At 43.3% G+C, this 22278-nt stretch carries 12 protein-coding genes; 7 read left to right on the top strand and 5 right to left on the bottom strand.

The window, feature by feature from the left end:
• The first annotated feature begins 166 nt into the window (after positions 1-166).
• From FHW89_RS01060 to FHW89_RS01030, 7 genes are all read left to right on the top strand, one after another.
• Positions 167-1282: a FecR family protein gene (locus FHW89_RS01060; RefSeq protein ID WP_172333158.1), complete on the top strand. Its 1116-nt coding sequence runs from the start codon at positions 167-169 to the stop codon at positions 1280-1282.
• A gap of 158 nt (positions 1283-1440) precedes the next feature.
• Positions 1441-4776: a SusC/RagA family TonB-linked outer membrane protein gene (locus tag FHW89_RS01055; protein WP_172333157.1), complete on the top strand. Its 3336-nt coding sequence runs from the start codon at positions 1441-1443 to the stop codon at positions 4774-4776.
• A 12-nt stretch (positions 4777-4788) separates the two neighbouring features.
• Positions 4789-6231 (top strand): RagB/SusD family nutrient uptake outer membrane protein, encoded by a 1443-nt coding sequence (locus FHW89_RS01050; RefSeq protein ID WP_172333156.1) that lies wholly within the window; start codon positions 4789-4791, stop codon positions 6229-6231.
• A gap of 95 nt (positions 6232-6326) precedes the next feature.
• The gene (locus FHW89_RS01045) at positions 6327-7505 is read left to right on the top strand and encodes a TlpA disulfide reductase family protein (RefSeq protein WP_172333155.1); all 1179 of its coding nucleotides are present in this window, start codon (positions 6327-6329) and stop codon (positions 7503-7505) included.
• A gap of 8 nt (positions 7506-7513) precedes the next feature.
• Positions 7514-8038, top strand: coding sequence for a hypothetical protein (locus FHW89_RS01040; RefSeq protein WP_172333154.1), 525 nt, complete (start codon positions 7514-7516; stop codon positions 8036-8038).
• Positions 8038-9222 (top strand): TlpA disulfide reductase family protein, encoded by a 1185-nt coding sequence (locus FHW89_RS01035; protein WP_172333153.1) that lies wholly within the window; start codon positions 8038-8040, stop codon positions 9220-9222. Before FHW89_RS01040 ends, FHW89_RS01035 begins: the two co-directional genes overlap by 1 nt.
• A gap of 13 nt (positions 9223-9235) precedes the next feature.
• On the top strand, positions 9236-12031 hold the full coding sequence (locus FHW89_RS01030) for a pitrilysin family protein (RefSeq protein ID WP_172333152.1): 2796 nt from the start codon (positions 9236-9238) through the stop codon (positions 12029-12031).
• A 92-nt stretch (positions 12032-12123) separates the two neighbouring features.
• On the opposite strand, the gene FHW89_RS01025 is transcribed toward FHW89_RS01030, so the two are convergent.
• The 5 genes from FHW89_RS01025 to FHW89_RS01005 all read right to left on the bottom strand — a co-directional run bounded on the left by FHW89_RS01025 (position 12124) and on the right by FHW89_RS01005 (position 22214).
• A complete protein-coding gene (locus FHW89_RS01025) occupies positions 12124-12705 on the bottom strand; it encodes an RNA polymerase sigma-70 factor (RefSeq protein ID WP_172333151.1) in 582 nt (193 codons plus the stop codon).
• Between the two features lie 216 nt (positions 12706-12921).
• Positions 12922-15033, bottom strand: coding sequence for a glycoside hydrolase family 97 protein (locus tag FHW89_RS01020; RefSeq protein WP_172333150.1), 2112 nt, complete (start codon positions 15031-15033; stop codon positions 12922-12924).
• Positions 15034-15196: 163 nt separating this feature from the next.
• Entirely contained in the window at positions 15197-17035 is a 1839-nt protein-coding gene (locus tag FHW89_RS01015; protein WP_172333149.1) for a RagB/SusD family nutrient uptake outer membrane protein, read from the bottom strand.
• 10 nt (positions 17036-17045) lie between these two features.
• The gene (locus FHW89_RS01010; RefSeq protein WP_172333148.1) at positions 17046-20189 is read right to left on the bottom strand and encodes a SusC/RagA family TonB-linked outer membrane protein; all 3144 of its coding nucleotides are present in this window, start codon (positions 20187-20189) and stop codon (positions 17046-17048) included.
• Positions 20190-20612: 423 nt separating this feature from the next.
• Complete coding sequence (locus FHW89_RS01005) at positions 20613-22214, bottom strand: DUF6377 domain-containing protein (RefSeq protein ID WP_253952129.1); 1602 nt, start codon at positions 22212-22214, stop codon at positions 20613-20615.
• Positions 22215-22278: the final 64 nt, after the last annotated feature.

Here is a 22278-nt window from a genome sequence, read left to right as displayed (position 1 = left end):
GTGGCTTGTTCAGCGTAGTTTTGTTCATCAATAAACTGTTTACAACTGGTGATAATGGATACTTGTTAAACCAATGTTTAAAAAAGTTTAATTTTTTAAACATCGGCATACCCCCACTGATATTTTCAACCGTAATACCTAATATACAAGCAAGTAATAAGCCACCATGACTAACCAGGAAAGTAAGGATCTGCTAAAAAAGTACATCGAAGGAAAATGTGATCAGGAAGAGACCGCCTGGGTTGAAAGCTGGTATCTTAATGCAGCCAATGATGATGCAGTACCATCACCAGAAGAAATTGAAGCAGCCTACAGTCATGTCAGCGCAAAATTGCCTAAAGACGAACGTCTTGCCGTGAAAAGGTTTTATCTTTCCATTGCCGCTACCATCCTTTTATGCCTTTCTATCGCTGCATATTTTACGTTCCGCCAATCCTCATCAAATTCAGAAAATACAGCTTCCATAATTAAACAAAATGATCTCCCACCGGGGAGCAATAAAGCTATACTCACGCTTGGCAACGGTCGGCACATTGTTTTAACAGGTGCCTCTAACGGAAAAATAGCCCAGCAAGGCAATATGGCTATAAGCAAAACAGCCGAGGGGCAAATAGTTTATAATGGAACTGATAATGGCACAGCTGCGCCGATATATAACACCACAGCCACCCCACGCGGTGGAGAATATCACCTGACATTGGCCGATGGCACCAATGTATGGCTAAACGCGGCATCATCCATAACCTATCCAACAGCGTTTACCGGGCATGACAGAACGGTTCAGATAACCGGTGAAGTTTATTTTGAGGTCTCCCATGATCAGCATAAACCTTTCAGGGTAATTTCCCGTGGTCAAGCGGTTGAGGTATTGGGTACTCATTTCAATATCAATGCTTATGATGATGAACCCTCTATAAAGACAACACTCTTTGAAGGCGCTGTAAAGGTTAGCCGGGATACAAAATCGGCTATACTAAAACCAGGAGAACAAGCTGTCGATAATATCAACAGCTCATCTATTCACGTAACCAATGATTTTAACAGTGAAGAAGTGATTGCCTGGAAAAACGGTAAGTTTTATTTTGACTATACCGATATCAATACCGTTATGCGCCAGATTGCGCGCTGGTATGATGTTGACGTGGTATACCAGGGAAAAATTCCATCCAAACGGCTTTCCGGCTCATTCACTAAATATACCAACGCATCAAAGGCTTTATCCATATTGGAATATGCAGGTATCAACTTTAAAATTGAAGGAAGGAGGATTATTGTAAAATAATTACCCCTTAAATAAAAGCGGTTGCCAGGCTTCCGTCCCCTTTTGTTGGCCCAAAAAAAACCGGAGAGTGGTGACACACTTCCCGGCTAAAAGTTTGGGTTAACCATAATTTATTTTGAACTAAACAAGGTACTTACAAACCCAAACCATACAAAAGTATGCAAAATTTTACTTTAAGTCCTTTCTTAAATTATAAGAAAGGACTTCACAAATTTTTCCTGGTTATGAGATTGACCACTTTAGGAATTCTGCTTTGTATTATGCAGGTAAGCGCCGCTACTTTTGCGCAGCGTATAAACCTCAAGGCAAAAAATATATCATACGAGAGGCTTTTCAAAACTATTGAACAACAGAGCGGCTATACGTTTGTATATGACCCAGACGTGCTCCGCACTTTTCCAAATTTCAACATCGAGATTAATGATGCCAGCGTTACAGAAGTAATGGACAAGTCATTGGCCAATAAACCGCTTAATTATAAGTTTATTGATAATACCATAGTTGTACGCCTTAAAGAAACAGCTACACCACGTGATCTTATTTTTATATCAGGTAAAGTCACGGGACAAAACGGCGGCCCATTACCTGGTGTTACGGTGAAAGTAAAAGGATCCAGCATTATAGCCGGCTGGGTAACAAATGCACAGGGCCGGTTTAATGCTTTGGTCAATTCAAAAGATGTGGTTTTGGTTTTTTCCTATGTAGGCTATCAAACACAGGAGATCCGGATTGAGGACCTTAAATCGCCATTTACAATACAGCTTAAAGAAGATATCAGCAAACTGGATGAGATACAGGTTATCGCTTACGGTCAGACAACTAAAAGGCTTAACGTTGGCGATCAGACTACTATAACTGCTAAAGAAATTGAGAAATACCCAGTGGGTAATGCTTTAACCGTGTTACAGGGCACCGTTCCGGGTATGGTGATCAGCCAGTCTACCGGGCAATCCGGCAGTACTTACAATGTCGTGATCAGGGGGCAAAATGGATTAAACACAAGCTCAGCTCCGTTATATATTATTGATGGCATCCCTTATAACGGCGGTAGTTATTCATCTCAAAAATCCAATTATTTAGGATCGAATGGCCAGGCCTACGATGCATTAAGTTTAATTAATCCTTTAGATATAGAAAGTATTAACATACTAAAAGATGCTGACGCCACATCCATTTATGGTTCAAGAGGTGCCAATGGCGTTATATTGATCACCACAAAAAAAGGTAAGCAGGGCGATACCAGAATTGATGTAAATGTTTTCAGCGGCGTAAACCAGGCCATTGCCACACCGCAACTATTAAATACGCAGCAGTACCTGCAAATGCGCAGAGAAGCCAAGAAAAATGATAACGCCGCTATACTACCTACAGATTATGACATCAACGGAACCTGGGATACAACACGTTATACCGACTGGCCAAAAATGTTTTTAAAAGGCACTGGCTATACCACTAATGCCCAGGCCAGCATATCCGGTGGCGGTAATAATGTTTCTTATCGGGTAAGCGGTAATTACAGGCGTTCAACAAACGTTCAGCAATTGGTTGGGGGATCAGATCAAACATCTTCTTTAAGCTTCAACCTCAACTCTACCAGCAATAATAAAAAATTCAACATTCAATTCTCGGGGGGATATACTTACGATTTTAACAACATTCCATCGGTCGATCTCACCAGCAGCGCCAATCTTGCGCCTGATGCTCCTGCGCTTTATAATGCCGATGGTACGCTGAATTTTCAAAATAACACTTTTATAAATCCATTATTATCAACCAAAACACTGGCCCGGACTTCTTTATCAAATTTAACCAGCAGTATGGTTGCCAGTTATTTACTGGCTAAGGGTTTAAAAGCACAGGCAACCATAGGCTACAATAAACAATCACTGGTTGAGTTTCTGGCTAACCCCTTAGCCTCTATATTACCAACCTACGTAGCCCTTGGGTCAAAAGGTTCCGCCAATTATAGCTGGAACAATAAAAGCTTCTGGAGTATAGAACCACAGATAGAATATAATCGCGGCATAAGCAAAGGTACACTGGATGTTCTGGTGGGTGCCAGTTTGCAAAAACAATTGGTTGACGCGACACAACTGGTGGCTAATGGATATAGTAACGATCTGTTGATCAATAACATTGCGGCTGCAGCCACCATCACTGCTTTTGGCCAGGGATATAATGCCTATAATTATAAATACAGCGCGTTGTATAGCCGAATCAATTACAATTGGCAAAATAAATATATTGTTGATCTTTCTGGCCGTTATGATGGTTCCAGTAAGTTTGGTCAGAATCGCCAGTTTCACTTTTTCTATGCTGCCGGCGGTGAATGGATATTCAGTTCGGAGAAGTTTATTAAAGACGCGCTTCCGTTCCTGAGCTTTGGTAAATTAAGAGGAAGCTATGGTACTACCGGTAATGATCAGATAGGGGTTTATCAGTATTTGGAAAACTTTTCGCCGGTAACTTCAGTAAACCCATACCAGGGTGTACCCGGCATTACACCAACCAACCTGCCTAATCCCAATTTAAGCTGGGAAACTACAACCAAAGCAAATATTGGTTTGGAGCTGCAGTTTTTGAAAGGCAGAATCAGCTTACAGGGAAATTTATTCAGAAACCGTACAACAGATGTATTATCATCCGTCCCGTTGTCATCAACTACAGGTGTTAACTCCGTAACTCAAAACATTGATGCTAAAGTTCAAAATAAAGGCTTCGATATTACACTCAGTACTATTAACATTCAGTCAAGAGATTTTACCTGGTCAACAACGTTTATGATCAGTAAGCAGCGCAATGCTTTGCTGGCCTTCCCCAATGCTAACACACTTACATTACAGGAGTTGAATCAATCGGTTAATACCACATTTGTTAACCGTTACGCTGGTGTAGATCCGCAAACAGGCCTCTATCAGTTTTATGATAAAGACGGCAAAATTGTTTCCGCGCCATCAAGCTCAGGTTCAGATCAAGTCAAAACAATCAATACCGATCCAGGTTATTTTGGTTCTATCTCCAATTCTATCAGCTTCAAAGGCTTTACACTTAGTTTCCTTTTTCGCGGCATAAAACAAACTGGCCGGAGCCCTTTCGGACAGATCCTTGCTACCAGTTTTGTGCCCGGACTTTTTAATACCAACTATCCAACGGCCATTTTAGATCATTGGCAAAAACCGGGTGACGTAGCCAGGTTTGGCAAATTTAGCAGCACCTTTGGCCCAACACTTTTTAATGCGTTAAACGCCAAAAACATGTACTTAGATGCCTATTACAGCGATGCATCTTACATCAGGCTGCAAAACGCATCGGTCAGTTATCAGTTCGATAACGAAGTAACCAGGAAATTCCATCTGCATAATCTGAAAATTTATGCATTAGGCGAAAACCTGGCCACCATTAGCGGTTACAATTTCTCGGATCCTGAAACTCAAAGTTACCTGAAAATGTCTCCGCTTCGAACTATCACTTTTGGTATACAAGCATCACTTTAAAAAGAAGGAATCATGAAAATTAAAAACATATATTCTACAGCGCTATACATAAGCGTATTGGCCATCCTGTGCATATCGGGCAGTGGCTGCAAAAAAGCTATACAGGTGGGGCCGTCGCTTGTTGCGGCTAATAGCAGCAATGCATTTTCCTCAAACAGTGCCGCACAGTCGGTGGTATCGGGTATATATACCAAAATGTCTTCCGGATCATTTTTCCAGGGCAGTGCCGGTGTTAGTTTAACTATGGGGCTGGCGGCCGATGAATTGATAAACATAGGTTCCAGCAACTCCTCATTAGGTACGTTTTATTTAAATAGCTATGGCCCTATAAATCCTCCTCCCTTCTGGTCAGAGTTTTACAGACAATTATTCTATTGTAACACGGCTATTAATGGTATTTCAGGCTCTGGGGCTATTACTGATGGTGTTAAAAAGCAGCTTGTTGGCGAATTGAAGTTTTTACGCGCCTATATTTATTTTTATGCGGTAAATCTTTACGGCACCCCACCATTAACAACCACTGATGACTATACCATCAATAACGTTCTTCCGAATAGTACTCCCGATGCCATTTACAAGCAGATAGTACAGGATTTGGCCGATGCCCAGGCAGCACTGGCCGATAACGTATATGTAGATGCCTCTGGCAATGCGGTTACCGACAGAATAAGGCCCAACAAACAAGTAGCAAGTGCTATGCTGGCAAGGGTTTATCTCTATCTCAAAGATTGGAAGAATGCCGAAACTCAGGCCAGCTCCGTGATCAGCAATGCTAATTACACCCTTGTAGCCAACCTGAACCAGGTTTTTTTAAGGGCTAGCAAGGAAACCTTGTGGGCATTGCAACCCGTTTCGCAGCTTTATTTAAACACTATTGATGCCAACTTCCTGATAGTTAATGCAAGTTATACCATAGCAACACAATTACCGCTGAATAACAACCTGGTAAAGGCTTTTGAAACCGGTGATGCCCGTTTGGCCAACTGGGTTGGTACCTTCACAACTACAACCACTCCCATAACCACATATTATTACGCCAATAAATATAAAGTTGCATCATTGAGCTCGACCATTGCCGTTACCGAATATCCGATAGTGATGCGTTTTGCCGAACAATATTTGATTCGCGCAGAAGCACGCGCTCAGCAAAACAACTTGTCTGGGGCTGTTGCCGATATCAATATGATTCGTTCAAGAGCAGGATTACCCAATTCGACAGCAAACTCACAATCAAACATACTTGACGCGGTTGCACATGAACGCCAGGTAGAGCTGTTTAGCGAATGGGGCCACCGGTGGTTTGATCTGAAACGTACCAACAAGCTCGACGCGGTTATGAGCGTAGTAACGCCGCAAAAAGGTGGTACATGGGCCAGCTTCGAGCAATTTATGCCTATCCCCCCTGATGACATCAGGGCTGATCCTAACCTGAAACAAAATCCTGGCTATAATTAAAAATACACCTCTATTGAAATAACACTTCAGCAGGGCCCAACCCGGCCCTGCTGGGTTTATCGATCCTTCTTATTTTTTTAATAACAAAATTCATCATGAAAGCAAAGATCATCGCTCTGTTTACCACAGGCTTGTGCATAGCCAATTTACAAGGCATAGCACAAACCCAGCCATTCATTATTAATGGCAAACTACAAAACCTCTCCCCTGCACCCACTAAATTGTATTTGACAGAACTTTTACCCGGAACATTAAGAAAACACATAGATAGTACCGAGGTAAAAAACAACGGGTATCAGTTTAAAGGGCAGCTCACCGTTGATGAAGCCGTAGCGGTAACTATTAGCACTGCAATTAAAACAGATCCAACCAAAGACCTTACCCTTTATCTGGACAAAGGCGAACTGAATATAGTTTCAGATGGCACACTTAAAAAGTTCACTCTTTCCGGCTCGGCTGCTGCGGCTCAAAATCAGGTAATTGAAATAAGCAATGGTGTTGTAAAGGAAAAAGAAGAACTCAAACGGATAGCAGCCAGTGAGGAATACAAAACCAACGAAACGCTGCAGGCCGATGTATTAAAAAGATCCCGCTTATTAGGGTCTAAGGGGTTAATTGACATGTACACATTTGTTAGAAACAACCCGAATAACCGGGTAAGCCCCTTTACTACTTATGCGCTGTTGTTATCTGGCTATGTAGGCGGCGCGGCTCAGGACACCCTGATACAACAGTTGCCCAACCACGTTAAAACCGACAAGTTAGGTTTGGCCATTGCCCACATACCTGTAACGCGCGACTCGATGATGAAAGCGGCCCTGGCTAAACAAAAAGTAGAAACGGGCAAGATACCTGTAGGTAGTAAAGCACCTGAGTTTACCGAGAATGACATTCATGATAAGCCAGTTAGCCTGTCATCATTTAAAGGAAAATACGTACTGGTTGATTTTTGGGCCAGTTGGTGCTTACCATGCCGGCAGGAAAATCCGAACGTTTTGAAGGCTTACAATAAGTACAAAGACAAAGGCTTTACTGTATTAGGTGTTTCTCTTGATTCAGAATCGGCCAAAGCCAGCTGGCTCAAGGCTATCGCAAGTGATGCCCTGCCATGGACACAGATATCTGACCTCAAAGGATGGAAAAACCAGGCTGCACAATTGTACGGCGTGGGTTCTATTCCGCAAAACTTCCTGATCGACCCTAACGGCGTTGTTATTGCTACCAACCTGCGCGGCGAAGATCTGCATACCAAATTAGCTTCCATCTTAAAATAATAATGACAATGAAAATCATCATAAAACACAAAGGTCTAACAGCTTTAATATTAATGGCTTGCCTTTCCCTGATAAATTATAGCGCTTCAGGGCAAACCAAAAAAGCAAATTTTGCAGGTATGTGGCATTTAAACGAAAATAAAAGCGACTTTGGTCGCTTAACCGCCGCGAGCGCTAAAAAAGTACAGGTACTTACTATTGATCAAACAGCCAACGAGCTCACGATCAAGAGTGGTGATTCAACCGAAAGTACTAAGGCTATCATCCGGTTTGATGGAAAACCTTCTCAACTAAACAGCAATGCGGTCATCAATGAGATTCCTACTATATCCAGGAGCGAATTATCTATTCAATGGATAAACGACCATACCGTTACGGCTACTCTGGATAACCCAAAAGGACTGATGCCGCCAAGCGTTAAAACCTATACCATCTCGCCCGATCTGCAAACTTTTACCATTGATTATAAACTCAAATTCGGCGAATCGGAGCTAACCGGTAAACTGGTATATGATAAACAAAAAAGCAATTAATGTTACCTATTGATCGCTCCGTAATCAAAAACTATCATGAAAAACTACTTGGAGTGCTGCTTATGGCGGCCCCTTTTTTGGGCCTGGCCCAAAACAAAACCAACTTTGAGATCAAGGGAAAACTGGACAGCATTGATGTACCAATGGTATACATTGTGCATTCACAAGGCTTTAAACAGATTATCGACAGCGCCGAAGTAACCAACCATGCTTACCGCCTGAAAGGTTATTTAGAAGTGGGACAGCCAACCGTGCTCATGACCTACAATATGAGAACAACAAAGCAAATACAGCCTGATGGCATAGCCTTGTTGTTCCTATCACCGGGAACATCAATGGTAACACACACTAAAAAGTTTCATGATATCACCATAAGCGGCCCTGCCGGGTATAATGACTATAAAACATTAACCGCAACAGCTAAACCTTACGAGGATAAAAACCAGGCACTTAAAACTAAAGCTTATGAATTACTGAAACAAAAAGATACCATTACCGCCAACAATGTCTACGCCAAGCAGTATGCTTTTGAGCAGGGCTTTATGGATAAAATATACGGTGGCTTTATCAAGCAACACCCCAAATCTCCGGTGGCATTTTTCGCACTTCAGAAGTTAGCTGGCACCGGTCATAGTATTGATGGCCAGAAATTGAAACCTTATTTTGATATGCTGCCCTCAAATATTAAAGCAAGTGAGGATGGGCAGCAGTTTAACAAAAGGATAACAGATGCCATTACCTTTAATACCAAGGGCGCTATCGGTAGCCTGGCTACAGACTTTACCCTGCTGGACACGGCCGGTCATGCCGTAAAACTATCTGACTTTAAAGGCAAATACGTATTGCTTGATCTGTGGGCAAGCTGGTGCAGCCCCTGCCGTGCCGACAATCCGCATTTAGTGGCAGCGTACAATACATACCACAAAAAAGGGTTTGAGATATTGAGCGTTTCGCTGGATACACGGCAACGCGAGAAAGCCTGGCATAACGCCATCAACCATGACCACTTAACCGCGTGGGCACATGTTGCCGACCTTGATCATGAAACCAATAGCGTGGTAACCTTATATGGTGTAAGTGGTATTCCGCAAAACTTCCTGATAGCCCCGGATGGTAAGATCATCGCCCGTAGTCTTCGTGATGGAGACCTCGAAAAGCAACTCAGCAAAATACTAAATAATTAAACGCCTCCTCCCCATGGATATTAAAAAACTGATACTAATCACCGCTCTCAGCTTTACCGGATACGCAACCTGGGCGCAATCCATTCCCTTAGATCCGGCTGTGCGCACTGGCAAGCTAGCCAATGGCTTTACTTATTATATTCGTCATAATGAGCAACCCAAAAAACGCGTAGAATTATACCTCGTTAATAAAGTAGGTTCAGTGCTCGAAGACGACGATCAGCAGGGTTTAGCTCATTTTATGGAGCACATGAACTTTAACGGCACCAAAAACTTTCCGAAAAATGATCTGGTTGATTACCTGCAAAAAGCCGGCGTTCGTTTTGGCGCTGATCTGAATGCCTATACCAGTTTTGACGAAACAGTTTACCAGTTGCCCATCCCTACCGATGATCCTGCCATGTTTGGTAACGGTATGCGCATAATGCGCGACTGGGCGCAGGAGGCTACTTTAGATCCTACCGAAATTGAAAAAGAACGAGGCGTTGTATTGGAAGAAGAAAGGTTGGGTAAAGGTGCTAAGGACCGTATGTCGAGACAATACTTGCCCATGTTGCTGAACCATGCCCGCTATGCCGACAGGCTACCCATAGGTACCGACGCGGTATTAACCAAATTTAAACCTGAGGTGATCAAACGCTTTCATCATGACTGGTACCGTCCCGACCTGCAGGCACTGATCATTGTAGGTGATGTAGATCTAAACGAAGCCGAAAAGCTGGTTAAAGAAAAATTTGCCGATCTTAAAAATCCTCAGAATGAAAGGGCGCGTACGCAATATGATGTCCCCTTAACCGGCAAAAGCCAGTTCATGATCGTTACTGATAAGGAAGCAACTACAACCGATCTGGAGATCATGATGAAACACCAGGCCCCGGAACTAAAAACCGAGCAAGATTATATCATCTCGATCAAACAAAACCTGTTCAACCAATTGCTGAGTAACCGCAGACTGGCGGAGTTAAGCCGCGAAAGCAACCCTGCCTTTACCGGTATGAGCGCGGGCATTGGCGGGGTATTAAAAAATGTGGACATGCTGAGCTTTAGCGTATCAGCTAAAGATGGCAGGTTGGAGCAAAGCTTTGCACAAACCTGGCGGGTTATGGAAAGAATTAAGCGTTATGGCTTTACAAAAACCGAATTTGACCGTGTTAAACAAAGCTATCTGCGTGGTCTTCAAAACAGCGTAAATGAACAAGGCAAAACTCCTTCAACCAGCTATGTAAAGGAATATCAGCGTTTATTTTTAAATAGCGAAGCCTCACCAGGTATTGCTTGGGAATATCAATTCACCAAAGACCATATCAATGCCATTGCACTGGATGATATCAATACGCTGATGAATGCGTATTTAGCATCAAAAGACGTGGATGTACTGGTATCAGCCCCAGAAAAAGACAGGGCCTCCCTACCCGATTCTGCTACCGTGCAAAGCTGGATAACTAAAGTAAGCAAAGAAAATCTTCAACCTTTTAAAGAAGATGAGATAACAAAGCCATTGCTTTCTGTGAAACCCAAAGCTGGTAAAGTAATTAGCAAACAAAATATTACGCAGCTCAATATTACCAAATTAACCCTCAGCAACGGCGTAAACGTAATCCTGAAACCTACCGATTTCAAAAATGATCAGATCATTTATGGAGCATTTGCACCCGGTGGCACATCACTATATGAATATACCGACTATGATGTGGCATCAAATGCGGGCGGCATCATGAACAGGATGGGTTTGGGTGACTTTAGCATGATACAGCTTAATAATCTTTTTACTGGCAAAGTAGCTTCATCATCAGCTAACATTATAGGTCGCGCATCAACCATCAGGGCAGGTGCTGCGCCTCAGGATCTGGAAGCCGCTCTGCAATTAACTTACCTACAGTTTACCGCCCCCCGTAAGGATACACTGATGTTTAAAAACACTATTAATAATGCCATTGCCGGTTTAACTAATCGCTATGCCAGTCCGGCAAATGTATTTGCAGATACCGTTAGTTATGTATTAGGCAATTATAATTACCGCTCGGCTCCACCAACCGCAGACCGTATTGGTAAAATCACCTTGCTGCGCGCCTATGATATTTATAAGGAGCGTTTTGCCGATGCCTCCGGATTTACGTTTGTTTTTGTTGGCAACTTTAAACCAGAGAGCATTATACCACTATTGGAGCTTTATTTAGGTTCGTTGCCAGCTACGCATCAGCATATCAAACCCCGTGATCTTGGCATTCATATCCCTACCGGGTTTATTGTAAAAAAGGTATACAAAGGCACCGAGAATAAGGCTACTGTACAACTGGTATTCAGCGGTGATTATACGTATAGCCCACTGGCCAACCTGCAGTTAAAAGCTTTAGGAGATGTATTGCAGATCAAAGTGTTGCAACAGCTGCGTGAAGCCGAAGGCGAGGTGTACAGCCCGCAGGTACAAACCAGCTATAACAAATATCCGCATAACCGCTTTGCCCTTACGGTAGCCTTTGGCTGCGCCCCGCAAAATGCCGACCACCTGGTAAACATGGTTGAGCAGGAAATGAATATTCTAAAGGAGAAAGGTCCGGATGCAGAAGATGTACAAAAATTTAAAGCCCAGTATGAAAAAAATGTGGAACTGGCTTTAAAGGACAATGGTTTCTGGCTGAATTACCTCCTCAACCAATATGAAAACAATGAAGATGTGCTCCAGGCACTCGATACAGATAAACTCCTGCAAAAAATAGATGCAGCATCATTAAAACAAGCCGCACAGGTATTTCTATCAGGCACTAACATGATCACATTTCAGTTACTACCGGAAAAAACCGCAGAATAAAAGCTTTTTTGTCCCCTTCTACTTTAACCCGATAGCGCTGTGCAAACAGCGCTATTCTTTTTTCAGATATTTTCAGGATATAGAAAACGCTATTATTTAACGCCTATAAGCATAGCAATAAATACCACCAGCCCAAGCCTGATACGTAGAATTTTAAGTGCATGCTTTACCTGGGTTTTAACAGTAAGCTCAGACAGATCAAGCTGTTGGGCGATTTGTTTATGGCTGAGATTTGCCCTGCGACTTAAAATAAATATCTCTCTCATTCGTGGAGGTAAGGCATCAATTTCACGTTCGATGATAGAGGCCAGCTGTTTTTCACGAATAGCATGATCCGTAATACAAGTGCCTGTTTCATAAAATGCCTTGAAGGAATTAATGTGTTTGGAGTTTACTTCCTGATGGGTAAACCAGTCGATAACTTTGTTGCGCATGGCCGCGTAGAGATAACCGGCGATACTTTTCTCCGGATCAAGATATTCCCGCCTGTTCCAAAGATTAATAAACGTTTCCTGGACTATGTCCTGCGCATCTTCCTTGCTGGCCGTCCGTTTGCACGCGTCAATGAACATTAAGCCAAAATAACGCTTGTAAATTTCATTATAAGCTTCATGACTACCCGATTTTAACAATTCGGACAAAGAATGGTCAGGAAAAGCACTTATATCATCCATGGCATAATCAACAATGCTAAAAATAACTAAATATTTTGTTAAATCGTTGTTAATTATCCGCAAATAATGGCATTCTTATATTTTTCCCTCTAACAAATCTTGTTTTCAGGAAAGCTTTGATACTTTCCACATGGTTTAATACCTTGTCTGATTTTCCTGACCTAAACTTCGATATCAACACGAATGTCTTATAATCGGCTGTGATGATGGAGATATCTACTTCAGCAACTTAATACTAATGGCCGCTCCCCCACCCGGAGCCAGTTTTATATTTAATTTTGAATTGGAATCCACTCTTATCTTTTTTATCTGATAAGCCTCGGGTTTGTTTTTCCAATCGGCATTGGCAGCATCGGCATAAATGATACACTCATAGCTCCGTCCTTTATCCAAAAAATTAAGAGGGAATGCGGTACTGCGGGCCTGTTCATCAGTTATGGCTCCTATAAACCAATCACCAGTTCCCTTGGCTTTGCGGGCTATAGTGATGTAGTCGCCAGGTTCGGCTTCTAATATCCGGGTATCGTCCCAATCAACCGCCACATCTTTAATAAACTGGAATGCATCCATATGTGCCTGGTAGTTTTCGGGCAGGTCGGCTGCCATTTGCAACGGACTATACATGGTTACATAAAGTGCCAATTGCTTGGCCAGGGTTGTATGCACCTGCCTTTCGGGGTTAGAAGAGTAATTTTTGAGTTTAAAAATACCAGGTGTATAATCCATGGGGCCACCCATTAATCGTGTGAAGGGCATAATGGTTTCGTGCTCGGGTGGGTTGCCGGTACTAAAGGCGTTGTACTCATTACCCCGGCCGGCTTCGCTGGCTATCCAATTTGGATAAGTACGCTGCACGCCTGTAGGTCGCATTGGTTCATGAGCATCAAGCATTACTCCATGATCGGCCGCTTTTTGTGCCACACGGGTGTAGTGCTGCACCATCCATTGCCCATCATGATGCTCGCCCCGCGGAATAATCCGGCCAACGTAACCTGTTTTTACTGATGTGTAACCAAACTTATTCATAAAACCAAATGCGGTATCCATGCGGCGCTCATAATTGGTGGCCGAACCCGATGTTTCATTATGCATGATCATCTGTACACCTTTTGCCTTTGCATAAGCTTGAATATCCGCCACATCAAAATCGGGATATGGGGTCACAAAGTCGAATACATCTTCCTTCCAGTTACCAAACCAGTCCTCCCAGCCCACATTCCAGCCCTCAACCAATACACCCTGGATTCCATTCTGCGCGGCAAAATCAATAAAGCGTTTTACATTAGCCGTATTTGCCCCATGCTGTCCGCTCGGGATAAGTTTACCGTTCGCATCTTTATCATCGGCATTTTTGGCATAGCTCCATGTACTTTTTCCGGTTTGCATTTCCCACCATACACCCACAAATTTCATAGGTTTTATCCACGATGTATTGGCAATGCGCGATGGCTCATTCAGGTTGAGGATCATTTTTGACGAAAGGATATCTGCCGCTTTATCACTCACAATAATAGTGCGCCAGGGGGTATGATCAGGTGCTTTTAAATAGGCTTTGTTGCCAACCGCATCGGGCACCAATGCCGAAGTTAGTTTGTAAGTAACGTTATCCACATGCAGTTGCATAGCGCTATAGTTCATCAATCCCGCTTCGTGGATGTTAATGTAAAGCCCATCATCACTCTTCAGCATCAATGGAGTTTGTACCGCTTTAGCATCTGGAGCTGTACGAACAGCAATATCAGTGGCATTTTTTACAATCTGCGTGTTATCCACCTGACTGATCTTTGATGTGGTGTACAGATATTCGTTGCTGTCATAATCGCCCGGTATCCAAAACGCTTTATCATCGCCAGCAAGTGCAAATTCGGTACGCTCGTTTGTAATAATAAAATAACCGAGATTGGGCTGTTGCGGAAATTCATATCTAAAACCAACTCCATCTGCAAACACCCTGAACACAATATCCAGCAAACGCTGTTGCCCACCCTGATGCTGTAAATGTACAGTCAGTTGCTGGTAGTGGTTACGTATCTTACTCACCTCACCCAAAACCGGCGACCATGTTTCGTCTACCTGTTTGGTATCACTGCCCAGCCATTTAAAATTCTTGTAAAAGGTACTATCATCGGCCAATTCAAAACCCAGGCCCGATGTTTTGATGAATTGTTTGTTGTTATAAATCACATCATATGTTGGGCGCCCATCATTTTGCATCTGCACATGCAACTTCACTTTGTCCATAGTGGCTTCTGCCATTTTATCTTCCTGTGCAAAGGTTATATGCTGCATCAGCAACAGGTAGGGTATACAAATAAATATTCTTTTCATTAGTTTTTTATTTAGTGATCAGGCTTTCCAACAGCAAGATACGTGCGGTCATTAACCACAGTTCATAGATGGTGCTTTAGGATACATCACTTGAAATTTCGACAGAAAGTTTTTCCAAAAAAGGGGAACAGGTTGTAGGCCCCGCCCCCCTATCAATTGATTATTAATAGCCCGGGTTTTGTTTTATTTTGCTGTTACTGTTAATCTCGGCCAGCGGAATTGGCCATGTGTACGATTTGTTATCGTCCCATTTGATAGCTCCGTTCAGATTAAGTGCCGTACCGTAATAAGTCGCTTCCGATTTACCAATGCGCCAGCGGCAAACGTCAAACCACCAGTAGCCCTCGTTAAACAATTCGGCGAAACGCTCGTAGTAAAGTGGATTATTGCCCAATACCGGGTCGCCGATGGCTGCGGTAGGGGCTGAAAGTGATGCGTAATCTACGGGTGAAGCGCCATTGATAGGATAACTGTAAGCACGGCGTTTTACTTTGTTCAGATATTCCAGCGCATTAGCATTGTCGCCGCCACCTTTACAGGCTTCGGCATATAGCAGATAAACATCGGCCATACGCAGCAGGTAAATATTCCAGGCATCGGCCGGGCCGCTGGCACTGGCATTGCCCAGTTGCGATGGGCTGTTAACATTATAATTTACCGGCGAGTATTTGCGGAAGCTAAAACCATAGGTATTTACCTGCCCCGCATAAAAATTAGGTTTTGAGGCTGGGTAAACCGTAGAACCATTGGGCTTCACCTGATCTATCCATGGTTCTACAGTGTTTACAAACAACCGCGGGTCGGCAGTTTTGTTGGCGCGCACAGCCAGGGCCTGTGTACGGTAAGCCGGATCCATCACCTGTTTAGGATTATTATAGCTGGCCGGTTTTGAGTTATCAAATGCAGGATTATTAACCAAATTATAATAACCTATGCTGAAACCAAAACGAGGGATATTACGGTCGTGAACTACTTCGTTACCATAGCCCAAAGGCTGCGCGGCACCTTCGGTACCATCATCGCCCAATGCCCAGGCAGGCCATATGAGGCCGTTAATGGTGGTGGCATTAGCCGCCTTACCGCCGTAAATACCGTAATCATTACCCTTGCCATCAGGGTCAACATTTAATTCAAATAGCGATTCCTCGTTAAATTCATTAGCAGGGTTGCCATCAAAGGAGTCGGCATATTTGGCAAAGGGCATCAGTGTTTTACCACTGTTCTGTATTACATCATTCAGTGTGGTTTTGGCATTCGCCCAATCCTGTGTGTATACATATGCTTTGCCCAGTAAACCTTTTGCGGCCCACTCAGTAGGACGACCTACATCAACACCAGTCCAGGTTTTACCTTTCAGGAGTGTCGCGGCCTGTTTCAGGTCACTTTCTATAAAATCCCATACCGCACGGGCTGTAGCGCGGGGTACCTGAGTTTCGGCCAGGCTGGCTGGAATACCGTTGTAGATAGGCACGCCCATTTTATCGCCGCCGGCACTGGGACTAACATAGCTTTCGCCGAAGAGGCATTCCAGCCACATATAGTAAAATGCGCGCATAAAATATGCCTGACCGCGTATGTAGTTCACATTGTTTGCATCATCGGACGAGAGGCCGCCCTTCTTGGTCAGCAAATCGGCGCCAGCCAGTGTAACATTGCAATTTTTCACACCGGTGAACAGCGAGGTATATGCGCCGGTGGAGTAAGAATTAGTAACACTGAGGTTAGTATTGGCCATCTCGTTCCAGCCAGCATCACCACTATAAGCTGAATTGGCGGTATGCGTAGCGTTCGAAAGTGCCTTTGGCAACAGGTTGAAACCGAACAGGTTCTGATCGCGCAGGTTTGAATAGCTGGCTGCCAGCACACTCTGCAGGTCGCCAACCGATGCCGGGTAATTGCTTGTTGAATATTTTGACGGGTCGCTTGCGTTAAGCGGTGCCTTTTTGCAGCCTGCTGTAAGAGCCGCTGCCAGTAATATGGATAGATATATTTTCTTTGTCATGACTCTTCAATTAAAAATTAACATCAAGGCCTAATGAATAGATACGGGTTTGCGGGTACTGTGATACTGCGTCTACGCCGCGCGTAGTAGCACCAGAGTAACCAAGCTGAGAGGCTGCGAAACCCAATTCGGGATCAAGGCCACTGTATTTGGTAATGGTGAACAGGTTATTCCCCATAATAAATACTCTCGCACTCTTAATTTTCAGCTTGCTTAATAAACTATTGCTAAATGTGTAGCCCAATTGCGCGTTCTTTAGCTTCAGGTAACTACCGTTCTCCACAAAATAGCTACTCACGGTTTGGTAGTTTTTATTAGGATCGAGCGTGAAAGTGCCGTCAGGATTCTTTACGCCAAGACGTGGCTGACTGGTTAACCCGTTTGATCCCAGATACGAGGCATTAAATACCTGGCGGGTAGTATTACCATCAGCAAACGGAAACTGTTTATACGCATTAACCCCGTTAAACAGATCTATGCCTTGTACACCGTTGAATAACAAAGCAAGGTCTAAGCCCTTATAATTAAACCGGGCACTGACACCGTAAACCAATTTCGGATTAGGATTACCCAATACCTGGCGGTCATCCGCAGTGATCTTACCGTCGTGGTTAAAGTCTTCATATATCAAGTCACCGGCTTTAGCAGTGCTTCCCTGCGGACTACCAGCAGCTTGGGCATCTGTTTGAAACATGCCCTGTACTTTGTAACCATAGAATGACCCAAATGGCAGACCGGCTTTGGTGATGGTTAGATTTTGGTTAGGCATCATGTTAAAGCCCGCATCACCTATACTATAGTAGTTAATACCATCATAAATAGCGTCTGTTGCCAGGCCGCTCAGGCTAACTACTTTGTTTTTGTTGAAACCACCGGTTACGCTAATGTCGTATCCAAATTTACCGGAGGTATTACGATAGCCCAGTAAAATATCCCAACCCCTGTTGTTTACCTTGCCCACATTGGCAATGTATGGCGCGGTAAAACCCGTGCTTAAGGGCAGATTGATGTTGTACAACATACCATCGGTGTTCTTATTATAATATTCAATGGAGTAATATATTTTACCGCCCAGGGCCTCACCATCTAAACCGATGTTGGTTTCACGAATGGTTTCCCAATGCAGATCGGGGTTGGGAATAGCGTTCACCGAATTGGCGATGATCAGCGGACCGCCCTGCGAGAAGTTCTGCGCACCAGAGGCAATACCATTGGTAGCATTAAACTGGTTGTAGGCCGATACGTATAAGTATGCAGGAATGGTACTGTTACCTAACTCACCATAGCTACCACGTAATTTCAGGTTATTAATTACCCGTAGTAATGGTTTAAAAAATTCCTCTTCACTAATGTTCCATCCGGCAGAACCAGCGGCGAAACGACCTTTTTGCTTATCGGGGCCAAACACGGTATAGTTGGCATCCTGGCGGATAGATCCCGACAGATAGTAGCGACTATTGAAGTTATAGTTTAAACGGGCGAATTTCGAACGGATGAGACCATTGTTATCCGTTTTACCGGCGATAGAAAGGTTTGAGCCTGATGTTTGAATAAACGAGTAACCCGGTAAGCCGATAGAAGTTTCGGCGGCGTTAACCATGTTATACTTATTGTCGATCACTTCGTAACCGACTACCGCGCTCAGATTGTGCTTACCATAACTTTTATTCCAGCTCAGCACATCATTATTGAGGAATTGTGTGCTTTGGATAAAATATTTGGTAAGTGAATTAGTTGATGAACTTGTTTTACCAATGGTAAACGCGTCCTGGAAATAATCCTGGTTTTCCAGGTAGTAATTGTAGCTAAAATTACTCCTGATACTAAAACCATACGGCAGGGTAATTTCGGCGTATACGTTTGATTGAACATTGTTCTTTTGGTTATTAGCTGTAGCGTAGAATGCGCTGCCTACAGGATTAGGTCCACCAAATTGCGATAGCTGTCCGTAGCCTTGAGGTACGGTGCCAAATTTGCCAAAACGATCCTTAATGGGTATTACAGGTAATGTGCGGAACGGCGCGTTATGCAACTGAGCCTCGGTACCTACAGGTGGCGATGTGCTGCGCTGCGACAACGCCAACTGTTCGCCTACTTTCAGCCAGCTGGAAAGTTTCAGATCGGTATTTACACGTGCACCACCAATGCGCGATGAGTTTTTGATGTAAATACCCTTCTGATTGTTATAAAACCCCGATACCAGGTAATTTACTACAGGAGTAGATCCGGCTACCGAGGCGTTATAATTTTGCTCGTAAGCATTATCATATATCGCTTTTACCCAATCTGTATTGGCCAATGTATCAATACCTGGTCTTGGGGTTCCGGGAGATGTTTGGAAATAAGTTGGATTGACAATATTTTCCAGCTTAATGAAATCATTTTTATCCAATAGCTTGATCAGCTTGGGTTTGGTAATGCCATAACGTGCAGAAAAATTAATGGTAGGCGTACCCGAAGTGCCTTTTTTAGTGGTGATCACAATAACACCACCGGCTGCTGCAGCGCCATAAATAGCGGCTGAGCTGGCATCTTTAAGTACATCAATAGTAGCAATATCCTGTACATTGATGTTATTACCATCGGGTACACGCACTCCATCTACAATGTAAAGCGGCGCAGGTTGGTTAAGCGATGCTAAACCGCGGATCACAATGCTGGGCGTAGCATCAGGCGCACCTGAACTTTTAACGATATCGACACCTGCTATACGCCCCTGTAACGCATCTGTAGGATTTGTAATAGGCTGGTTCTTGAACGCTTCGCCTTTTACCGATCCTACAGAGCCTGTAAGGTCTTTACGGCGCTGGGTACCATAACCCACCACCACTACTTCGTTAAGGCTGTGTGGATCTGGTGAAAGCTGTATGCTGATATTGACACGATTGCCAACCGTTTCTTCCTGTCTGCCATATCCTATCATAGTGAACACCAGTACATCCCGATTGCCGGCTAATATGGTGTAGTTACCTTCGGCATCGGTTAGGGTGCCCCGCGTAGTGCCCTTAATAGCTACAGAAACCCCGGGAAGCGCCAGGCCCCTTTCGTCTGTGAGCTTACCTTTTATTGATATGCCCTGCGCCATTGCGGCTATGCAAAGCAACACAAATAAGGGGCTGATAAGCAGTTTTTTGAGTAGTTGTTTTTTATACATAATGTTTGGGTTTAAGGTTTGTGCTCATTGGAATTAATTAAGGATAAATACTAATGGGGTTCGCTTTATTTTATGCAGATGACAGATAGGCGGACGATATGGCCGCATACCAATGCTTCGGAAACCAGCATTGCAAAATTGAGTACGCGCAGCTGCCTAGCAGATGTGTTGTGCCTTTATGCATGTTCATGAAATTGGTTTTTAAATTGGTGTATGCAGACGGCATATTAGCGCCAAACACCATTGCCGGTCTGCCGATTCAAAGAGAGGTAGTATTTGCGGTCAAAGCAAGGTACTGAACTACGAATATAAACCCTTATTAAGAAAATATAATTATAAATTACTGACAATCAGATATATTTATAACATACAGAGTAGTAAAAATATAAATGAGATATAACGAAATGCAAGGTATTAAAGCCCTTACACCGCGTTAATGCCCATGATGTGAGCTTCGAAACCATCGGGATCGTACGATTTGTTTTTGATGCGGGTGCGGTAATTGTAAATAGTATTGAGTGAGTACTCTAAGATCCGGGCTATTTTATCGGTATCGCTAATACCCAAACGCACCAGGGCAAATATCCGCAGATCGCTGTTTAAAAGCTGATCTGGCAGCAGATGGGTTTGATGTTCGGTAGGGAAAAGGTTATTAAATTCCGTTACAAAATTGGGGAAGAGCTTTAAAAAAGCCTTATCGAAATTACTAAATAGCTCCTCGCGCTCTTTTTTAAGGTTGATGTTACTGATTAGCAATTTTATATCATCAAATTTACGCGTGGTAAGTCGTTGTTCGATGGAGTTTTTAAAACGCTCCAGCTTGTTCATATAGTCGGATATAATGTTAAGATAATACCCGATGTATTCCTCCTTGATCTTTTCCGCTTCATTCAATTTTTCGATGGTGTGCCGCAGATTAGCATTGGCCTCAACAAGCAACTTATCCGTCGCTTTTATTCGCTTTAATTGCTTGGATATGATCACAATAAAAACCACCACCACTACCGCAAACAGTGTTAACAACAGGGAGTAGAACATGAATGCTCGTTTCTGTCCCTGTTCAGAAAGGATGCGCGCGCTGGCAATAACCGGTAAAATAGCACTTACCTGAACCTTGCGCTGGCGGGCACCATAATAAACGGCATCATCCATTGCCTGTTTAATAAACAGGTATGCATCATCGGTATTACCCCTTTTATCTAACAACTGGGCCAGGTTGAGCATGGCGGCTGCTTCCTTGGTTGATGATTTGATATCGGCAATTGCAGCCCCTATCAGTAACGCTGCAGCGCTATCGGGTTTGTTATGCTGAATGTAAATATCGCTAAGCGTAGATGTGGTTACCGCATACTGGTGATCGGACAGGTGGTGATGATCAATCAGTAAACGCAGATTTTGCACGGCTTTTTTCAATTCGCCCGATTTAATGTACTTCAGTCCGTTATAATAAATATACTCGAACGAAGTGTGATCACATAAGCGGGTGGCCGAATCAATATACTGGTTACCATTGCTGTTGTAAATACTGGTGTAAAAGCTATCCCGGTCAAAATCGGCTAAATCATAATAGGTACGGGCTGTAAGCAGGTAATATTCTTCTTTAACGGACCGAGGCAAACCAGCCAGTTTTACAGACCTTAGTGTATCAAAAGTTTCCTTAAACATGCCCGATGATAATAGGATAAACCCCATTTTTACCTTGGCGTATGCTATTTTTGTAGGATCATTAATAGCGGTACCCATCTGCTGCAACTTTTGGGCATAGTTAAAGGCTTTGCCGTAATTAAAGCTTTTATACTCATCATACAGTTTGGAATAAATATCAAACCGCAGCTGCAGATTAAGTGGGGCCGCTTTATCGAGTTGTACCTGCAATTCATCTATTTTTTGCTGCTTGCGGGCATCATAAACCGTTTTTTGATCGATATAATTTTTTAAGCGGGCTATCTCGGGATCAAGTTGCTGCGCCAATGCAGCGCTTATGCCAATAAGTAAAAGCCATGCATTAACAATAAACGCCTTCATTTTAATAAGTTTAAGAGTGACCAGGGTTGGTTATAATTAGTTGAACTATAAATAGCAGACTAAT

Source organism: Mucilaginibacter sp. SG564 (assembly GCF_013149275.1).
In the GTDB taxonomy this organism is placed as follows: domain Bacteria; phylum Bacteroidota; class Bacteroidia; order Sphingobacteriales; family Sphingobacteriaceae; genus Mucilaginibacter.
The sequence above is the reverse complement of the archived record's forward strand: the minus strand, read 5'-3'. Positions and strand labels throughout refer to the sequence as shown.